Origin of the sequence: Acetobacter sp. (assembly GCF_047721705.1) — a bacterium.
GTDB lineage: Bacteria > Pseudomonadota > Alphaproteobacteria > Acetobacterales > Acetobacteraceae > Acetobacter.
This window is the reverse complement of sequence record NZ_JBDNXK010000122.1, coordinates 1-7,631: the sequence shown is the minus strand read 5'-3', so window position 1 is coordinate 7,631 and position 7,631 is coordinate 1. Positions and strand designations below refer to the sequence as shown.

General features: G+C 53.8%; 6 protein-coding genes and 2 pseudogenes. 4 read left to right on the top strand and 4 right to left on the bottom strand.

Features of this window, described 5'->3' with window-relative positions:
* The first annotated feature begins 173 nt into the window (after positions 1 to 173).
* From ABF824_RS14865 to ABF824_RS14855, 3 genes and pseudogenes are all read left to right on the top strand, one after another.
* On the top strand, positions 174 to 551 hold the full coding sequence (locus ABF824_RS14865; RefSeq protein WP_415489775.1) for a type II toxin-antitoxin system RelE/ParE family toxin: 378 nt from the start codon (positions 174 to 176) through the stop codon (positions 549 to 551).
* On the top strand, positions 548 to 844 hold the full coding sequence (locus ABF824_RS14860; RefSeq protein ID WP_415489774.1) for a helix-turn-helix domain-containing protein: 297 nt from the start codon (positions 548 to 550) through the stop codon (positions 842 to 844). The genes ABF824_RS14865 and ABF824_RS14860 overlap by 4 nt, the downstream gene beginning before the upstream one ends.
* 87 nt (positions 845 to 931) lie before the next feature.
* Positions 932 to 1,219 (top strand): annotated as a pseudogene (locus tag ABF824_RS14855) (transposase); the annotation flags it as partial.
* Between the two features lie 23 nt (positions 1,220 to 1,242).
* Here the strand turns inward: ABF824_RS14855 and ABF824_RS14850 are convergent.
* The 4 genes from ABF824_RS14850 to ABF824_RS14835 all read right to left on the bottom strand — a co-directional run bounded on the left by ABF824_RS14850 (position 1,243) and on the right by ABF824_RS14835 (position 6,432).
* On the bottom strand, positions 1,243 to 2,538 hold the full coding sequence (locus ABF824_RS14850; protein WP_415489773.1) for a TolC family protein: 1,296 nt from the start codon (positions 2,536 to 2,538) through the stop codon (positions 1,243 to 1,245).
* Positions 2,539 to 2,875: 337 nt separating this feature from the next.
* On the bottom strand, positions 2,876 to 5,137 hold the full coding sequence (locus ABF824_RS14845) for an FUSC family protein (protein ID WP_415489772.1): 2,262 nt from the start codon (positions 5,135 to 5,137) through the stop codon (positions 2,876 to 2,878).
* The gene (locus ABF824_RS14840; RefSeq protein WP_415489771.1) at positions 5,134 to 6,153 is read right to left on the bottom strand and encodes a biotin/lipoyl-binding protein; all 1,020 of its coding nucleotides are present in this window, start codon (positions 6,151 to 6,153) and stop codon (positions 5,134 to 5,136) included. Before ABF824_RS14840 ends, ABF824_RS14845 begins: the two co-directional genes overlap by 4 nt.
* Before the next feature lie 3 nt (positions 6,154 to 6,156).
* Positions 6,157 to 6,432 carry a YtcA family lipoprotein gene (locus ABF824_RS14835; RefSeq protein ID WP_415489770.1) on the bottom strand — a complete coding sequence of 92 codons (276 nt, stop codon included), beginning with the start codon at positions 6,430 to 6,432 and terminating at the stop codon, positions 6,157 to 6,159.
* Between the two features lie 324 nt (positions 6,433 to 6,756).
* On the opposite strand from ABF824_RS14835, the pseudogene ABF824_RS14830 reads away from it, so the two are divergent.
* A pseudogene (locus tag ABF824_RS14830) lies at positions 6,757 to 7,552 on the top strand (IS5 family transposase).
* Positions 7,553 to 7,631: the final 79 nt, after the last annotated feature.

The following is a 7,631-nucleotide window of genomic DNA, read 5'->3' as shown; positions in this document are numbered from 1 at the left end:
AAAGGCCCTTCACGGGGCCTTTTTTTATGACCTCCCACCTAGTTGCGATAAAGGGCAGAAACGGACGTAGATTTTTCGTCAGAAAACCGCTCTTTTTAGATATAGAGAAACTCTCTCGGCCGCTGTTTATCTGAACGCCCATCATAAGCTACAGTCCTCTGATCCATACGTCATTGACCTATGCGCCAATGACGTATAATTTGCTGAGGATGTCAAAGCTGCAGACCGTTGTCGAACTGCCTGAATTCATAAACCGGGCAAAAGCCTTGATGTCAGACGACGATCGTGTGGCTCTGATCAACATGCTCGCTGCAACGCCAGACTCTGGTATCTCTTTGGGCGGTGGTTTGCGAAAGGTCCGCTTTTCACGAGAAGGCCGTGGGAAGAGGGGAGGGTGCAGAACCCTTTACGTTTTTGGTGGAAGGCATATGCCTCTTTTCCTGCTGACTGTGTTTGCCAAAAACGAAAAAGACAATCTGACCCGATCTGAACAGGTCGCACTGGTGGAATTGAGCAAGACGCTGATCGCGAAATATGGAGAGCCATCATGAGCGCTTATGACAGCATTCTGCAGGGGTTGAATGAGGCTCTTGCATATTCGGAAGTTCAAGCGGGAAATACCGTTACCCATCAGGTGCGTGTTCCGTCTGTGGACGTAGCGGCCATCAGAACCCGAACCGGGCTTTCTCAGGCACAGTTCGCCAGGAGCATCGGGGTCGCCAAAGGGACTCTTCTTAACTGGGAACATGGACGTCGTCATCCGACCGGGCCGGCTCAGGTTTTGCTGGCGATGCTGGATAAACGCCCATCTCTGGTTAGCGAACTGCTGTCTGCGGCTCGCTGAGAAAACAGAGATTCGATAGCCCTCACCATTTCCTACCGAACTATCCGCTTTTTTGGGGGGGAAGCGGAATGTCGCCTATCGGTAGGAATGCTCGAAAACATCGATCCGGACGCCTTCCTCGCCGACAGGGCGTATGACGCGGACAGGCTGATCGATCGGCTGACAGAGCGCGAGATTACTCCAGTTATCCCGCCAAAACGCAACAGAACAACCCAACGACAAACTGACTTTGCTCTTTACAGGGAGCGGAACCTTGTCGAGCGATTCTTCAATAAACTCAAGCAGTTCCGCGCTATCGCAACCCGTTACGACAAGCTGAAATCTACCTTTCTCGCAGCCGGGCAGTTCGCTTCAGTTATCATCCTGCTTAACTGACGACACGCCGTAAGACTTGGCCGCTAATTGTTATCATCTCCGAACACCTCCATACCGGCAGCGGACGTCAATTCTCCGGTAGCGAACGCCAAGGCTGCGGCATTCATAAGCGCCCGAGCATGGCTAACGGCGTATGCGCTCGTGGCCTGAGCAAGTTGTGTCTGAGCCTGCGTCGCGTCTGTCAGATTGCCGACCCCGGCGGCATATGACGTGGCCGCCGCCTTGAAGGCGTTTTGTGCGGCGTCGCGGGCGATCGCGGCCGAGTGTACGGAAGAGAGGGAGGTTTCCAGCGCATCGCGTGCGTTTGCGACCTGTTGTTCGGCGGCCAGAACGTCTTTGTCGAGGTTCGCTCTTTGCGCCCGCTCGCGGGACTGAGCCTGCCTTAGCTGGTTTCGCATCAATCCCCCCTGAAAGAGAGGCCATGACAACTGGACCGCGACGGTGCCGTTGGGCTGAGCCACCCGTGAAGCTGGCGCGGTCTGGGTGTATCCGTAAACCTTTTGCTCACCAATATAGGCCTGCACGTTTGCGTTGAATTCCAGTTTCGGCAGCATGGCCCTCTGTGCGGCGCGTGTGGCGGCTGTGGCGGCGTCCATCTTATAGAGATCAGACAGGATGTCCGGGCGACGCTCGAGAGATGCGCGCATCAGACGCGATACGTCTCCCGGAATTTGCTGTGGAAGATGTGTGTCTCTAGAGGATGCAACTGACAGATTGGTGTCTGGCGGCAACCCCATCGCCTGCAGAAGGGCATATCGGGAACTGTGCTCGGCGCTACGCTTCTGGTCCTGCTGAAAAACTGCGGTGGTGGCGTTACTACGGGCCAGAGTGACGTCGACGACGGTGGCTTCGCCATGGGCGTATCGAGATTCTGCTGAAACCTGCAGCAAACGAGTATTTCGAACTGACTCTTCCGCAGCTTCATAATCGGCGACCGAGGCTTCGTGGTTATAGTACGCGTTGATGACGTCCATGAATAACTTTTGGTGGGTCTGTGTAAAATCAAAATTCGATGCGATTGACAGCGCTTTTGCGTTGTCAATGGTTGCGCGGGTGTGACCGAAATCAAACAGCAGATAAGACAGCTGAATTTCAGGAAAGGCAGCCGCCGCATTGGCCGCCATATACCCTTTAGGAGTCAAGAAGTTCGGCATGGAAGTAACAGTACGGCGTCCGCCCGCTAGCAAGGTTGCGGTGATTTGCGGAGCCAGCGCTGACTCGGACACGCCCACGGCAAGCGCATTTTGCCGAGCCTGCTCCCATGACAGGTGCGTCTGCGGATTGCGCCTCTCTGCAATGTCAATCAATTCAGAAAGCACAAGTTTTTTCCCAGACATTACAATGACGGCTGCAGAAGCGGCGTCTTGCCGAGCTGATTGCATACCAACTTCGGTTGAGGCTTGATCCAACCTACTCAAACTTTGGGAGATTTTACTGTGCGTCTGTTCCGAGGTTGGAGCGGTAAAGCCATCACTGCCCGGAGGCATTTTCAAACCTGTCTGTTCTGTCGGACGCCATGGGCGGTCTGCGGCCGAGGGAGCGAGGTCCGACGTATCGTGGCATCCGCTTGCTGCCGCAAGAACGAAGCATAGTGAAGAGATAAAGGGGAGGCCTGTTCTTCTCTTTGTGGCTACGACAGATTTCCAGCTCGAAGACTTAACCATGTGAAACACCCGCATTATTACGCTGTGCGGCATCCAAAGTACCCAGAATATTTTTGATTCCATCATCTACTGAAGAAAACCAGATTGTTCTCTCAGGATCATCAGGAATGATCGGAGGAACAGGGACAGATGATTTGAGCTCGTCATAGCCCTCACCTGTCACGATCCATTGGGCGAACCTGTCGAGCCATCCTCTCAACGCGACAAGAGCCTTATCGGCTATTGCACTCGACAGATGGGACATATCGACGATAACTGATATTTTTACTGCCAAAATCTGGATGTCGGTAAGAAGGCGATGGTTAAAATTACTGGCAAAAAGTCGCTTGCTGACAGCAGTTCCCTCCAGCGCGTCTCCACTGAATGATGATCTGACGGCCGCAATGGATTGACCGAATGCTTCTCGATCTTTTTCCTGCACAGGATCGAACGGCGCTTCCAGGTTTTCTTTTTTGAAAACTGTCATGTTCGCAAGAGTTTTTACAGCGTCGGCCAGATTCTTGCGCGCGATGGTGGCGACGCTGACGGGCCAGAGCGATGTCGAGACCAGGGCGACCACCACATTGCCCAACAGGACGCCGATGACGCGGTCTCTGGCCGTCTGCATGTCCAGTGTAGGACCATATCCCTGAAGAATACTGAGGCAAAAGGCGAAAGCTGTTTGCACTCCAGCATAGGCGATTCGATCACTGCCCGACTTTATCCAGGCAGAGACAAACAGTACGGGCGTCATCATGAGGATAAGTCCCATGATGCCTGTAATGACTGGCATGAACACGAGAATACAAAAAATACCCGCAAGACCGCCGGCAAGTGCGCCAAGCAAACGCAGAAACATCTTGTGTGTTGTATCGCCGATTGTTCCCATCGGAACGACAAAGCAAGTCAGAACGCAAGTTCCGATCTCAGGCCAGTCTGTAAAACGTTCGATGAGATAACATATGATAACCGACACACATAATCTTACCGCAGCGTGACGACCGGCGCGCTTGACGGCAGCCCCAGGCTTGAAAAGCGGTGCGGGCTTGTAGTCGATCTTCGGCAGCAAGGCTTCATCGACTTCGCCAGGTCTGGAGCTCAGAGCGAGAATAATTCCAACACTACGTGCGATCTCCCGAGCCAATGGGTGCAGCGCGGGGCTGGAAGCGAACGCTTTTGCAAGATGCTTCAGATTGTCGGCCACATCGTGACCGAAACCAGATGATGCAATCTCATCGTCAGCTTTTACGATCAGTCTCGCGGAATGTCGAAGAATGCCAGATGATGTCTTCAGGAGATCTGGTGTTGTCGGTGACGCCTCGGATTGCGGGATTTTTCTTTCGTTGACGGTGGTGGCCCATAATGTCGTCATTAGCGAGATACGGGAGATGTAGCGAATTAACGCACGGCTAGCTGCGGGATTTTCTGCTTCCGATTTGAACGACGCAGCCAGATTATGCAGCTTTCTCATGCCGGAAACGCCCTGGAGTGAAGCTGCGAAAACCCTTTTCATCGAATGGCTCTTCCGTTCGCACTCTTCGTCCATTGCATCGGCAACAAGTAATAATCTGTCAGATTCTGCCTTTTTCAGTACCTTGCCGGGATCACGCCCCCACAGGTGGTTTGTAATAATGATCAGTGTCAGCGCTACGGCGTAAAGGAGCGCGAACCAAAGGCACTCGTGGAGAAATGACTCTTCTGGGGACAAATACGCACTGTCGCGTATGACACTGTCTGTGGTGTTTCCAACCCAGGCGTCTATCGCGTTGCCCGCGCTTTCCAGTTGATCCACCATCGTCAGCAGATAGACAGTCCAGAAGAAAAATACGTTGGCCAGCATACCTGCCGTCATTACCGCGCTCAGATATCCGGCGCAAAGCGTCAGAAGGACCATCAGAGGCAGGCGGATCGCTGGCTCATCCAGCGTAAACATCATGCACAGGATGCTCGCGCCAGTACCGATCACGATCATACCGCCGCCGGTCAACGCCATACGCGAACTGGTCGCCGCGTCATTACCCGAGAGCAGGAAGCCGATCCACACGAAGAGCGCCACTTCGGGCAGCCGAAATGTCTCACCAATCAAGAGAAACAAAATAGCGAGACATGTCAGTCGGGTTGTATTTTCCAGCCGTCCGGGAGACGGCGCCATTTCTGCCGCCATTCCCCGAATTGTGAAAACCGGATTCCCTTCATCAATAGAGAGAAGATGAACATTGCCAGAGTTATTTTCTCTCGCAGTCCGGCGTCTGAGCGAGAAGAGGCGAAGACTCATCTCTGGATCGTCGCAACGACCGTTGCTCCGATACGCATAAGCTCAGGAGAGGGATGGTCCAGACTGATCCGTATTGGGTAACGTTGGGCAATTCTGACCCAGTTCAGGTTGCGCGCAACCTGCGGCAACCCACTCGTAAGACTGCCCACATCGGGTTGAACGCCGCCGCCGAGGCTTTCCACATGACCATGCAGCACAACATTGGGACGGGCCAGAACATGGATGATCGCGTGTTGGCCAGGATGAAAGTCGGGCACCTGAGTTTCCCGGAAATTGGCGATCACCCACCAGTGATCGGTGTCAATGATCGTAAACAGAGCTTTGCCTTCTGCCGCATACTCGCCAGCGGCGATATTGAGCCCTGTTATCTGACCGTCACACGGTGCTTTAACTTCGGTTAAACGCAAGTCTCTCTGAGCAGCCGCTAACTGTGCTGCTGCACCAACGATCTGTGCTCGAAGCGGCTTGTCGTCGCGAACGTTTTTCGCTGCAGCATTCTGTGAGTGGATTGCCTGTTCAAGCGCTGCCGACGAGGTCTTAACATTACTTCTGGCCTGATCGAGTTGCTGAGCCGTCACGAAGCCCTGTCGGGCGAGAGGGGCCAAGCGAGCTTCGGTAGACTGGGCCAGCGCAAGCTGGGCCTGCATCTGTTCGACACTGCTACCCTGAGCGTTGGCAGTTGCCACTTGTGAGCCAATTTGTAGATCCTGCAGAGGCAACTCCGCCTTCAGATTATCCAAATTGGCCTGAGCTTGCTCCAGGGCGTAACGGAAAGGTTCTGGATCGATAACAAATAGCGTATCACCACGATGCACAAACTGATTATCCCGCACGTTGATGGCGATAATTCTACCACTGACTTCCGGGGCCATGTTGACGATATTGGCCTGTATAAACGCATCGTCCGTGCGAGGGCTGCGATCAACAAGATAGGCTGCTAAGGCTGCGAGCAGCGCGCACAGCAACAAATTGGTGACGAGAAAAACATATCCCGCCATTTTTTTCGAGGATGCCATCTTTCAAATACCTATCCAGATGATCCAGAGAGCCAGCGTAACGGCCGTGCCAAATGCAAGCCATGAAAGCATTGGAACTGGGATAGCATCGTCAAAATTGAACGCGCTAAATATAATGCGGGTGAGTGCTGCCATGCTGGTGCCAGCAAACGCACAAACGAGCCAGGAAGGGAAAAAAGATCCGAACAGCTCCTGCGTTGGCGAAGTATTACATCCTCCTACGAACAGGCAGACCAATATGACCATCTTGTTTATATTCTTGACTTCTATCATAGTCATTACAGCTCTGCCATCATTCGCAATGAACGTTCATGCGGCGCAATAGTTTCGGAAGAGGGCGTGCTTAATATCGCGATGAACGGGAGCCCATTATCGGGATGACTGGATGAAACTACGTCTTGATCCCACGATGCGATTATCTCTCACAGTCGCGTCTGCTCCATGCGGTGCCCCTGAGCCATAGTTTTGAGATTAGCAAGTCAAAAAGCCAAGAAAATAATGAGGGCTTGTAGGTAGAAAATGGGCTGATTCATGTCTGGTTTAAAGGAGTTCTCTCAACCACTAGGGTCTGTTAGATCTTGAAATTCTTCCCATATTGTAGTGATGGAAGAAGGAGACAGAACAGACACTTTTACGGACGAGACATGGGCGATCTGGAAACCTCTGATTGAGGCGGTTCGCCCAAAGGGAAAGACGCCGCCCCATGATCTGCGGCGCACGCTAGCAGCGATTTTCTGGCGGCATGAGAATGGCGCGAAATGGCGGAGCATCCCCGCCGAACTGGGTCCGTGGTGGCGGGCGGCCCAGCTTTTCATTCGCTGGGCGAAGCTGGGTGTGTGGGAACGCCTGCTCGCACTGGTTCAGGAGCAACAGGGGGTAGCGCTCGGTATGACTTTTATGGATGGCACAAATATCAGGGCTCACGACAAGGCGGCGGGAGCCCCAAAAAAGGGGGCTCTTTCGAAGAGCGAGACCAGCGTGAAGCACTTGGCCGCTCTCGGGGCGGCTATGGCACAAAGGTCTGCGTGATCGCAGACGGGCATGGAAAGGCGCTGGGTTTTGCTCTGGGCCCGGTCAGGCCCATGAACTGCCTCTGACGCCAGCCATGCTCGATAGTCTTCCCGCCGTTCCCCTGTGGGTAGTGGCGGACAAGGGTTACGCGTCGAACGCCTTTCGTGAATATATCCGGGACATGGGAGCCCGACCGGCCATTCCTGCGAAACGACGCGATGCGCCGGTTGCCTGCCCAAGATGGGCCTATCGGTGCCGTCATCTCGTTGAGAACCTCTGGGCCCGTCTCAAGGAGTGGCGTGCTGTCGCAACCAGATACGAAAAAACCGTAACGTCCTTCCTCGCCGTCATCCACATCGCTGCCGCAGCAGACTGGATCAAGCCATAACAGACCCTAGTATGTCCGCTACGAGGCGAAAGCAGTCCGTCATCCGAGCGTGTGTCAGCATTTCTTTACGCATTGTGCT

Bases quoted from the DNA above. Each gene is read 5' to 3' on its own strand.
- ABF824_RS14860 (WP_415489774.1), top strand. From the start codon at position 548: ATGAGCGCTTATGACAGCATTCTGCAGGGGTTGAATGAGGCTCTTGCA.
- ABF824_RS14845 (WP_415489772.1), bottom strand. From the start codon at position 5,137: ATGAGTCTTCGCCTCTTCTCGCTCAGACGCCGGACTGCGAGAGAAAAT.
- ABF824_RS14840 (WP_415489771.1), bottom strand. From the start codon at position 6,153: ATGGCATCCTCGAAAAAAATGGCGGGATATGTTTTTCTCGTCACCAAT.
- ABF824_RS14835 (WP_415489770.1), bottom strand. From the start codon at position 6,432: ATGACTATGATAGAAGTCAAGAATATAAACAAGATGGTCATATTGGTC.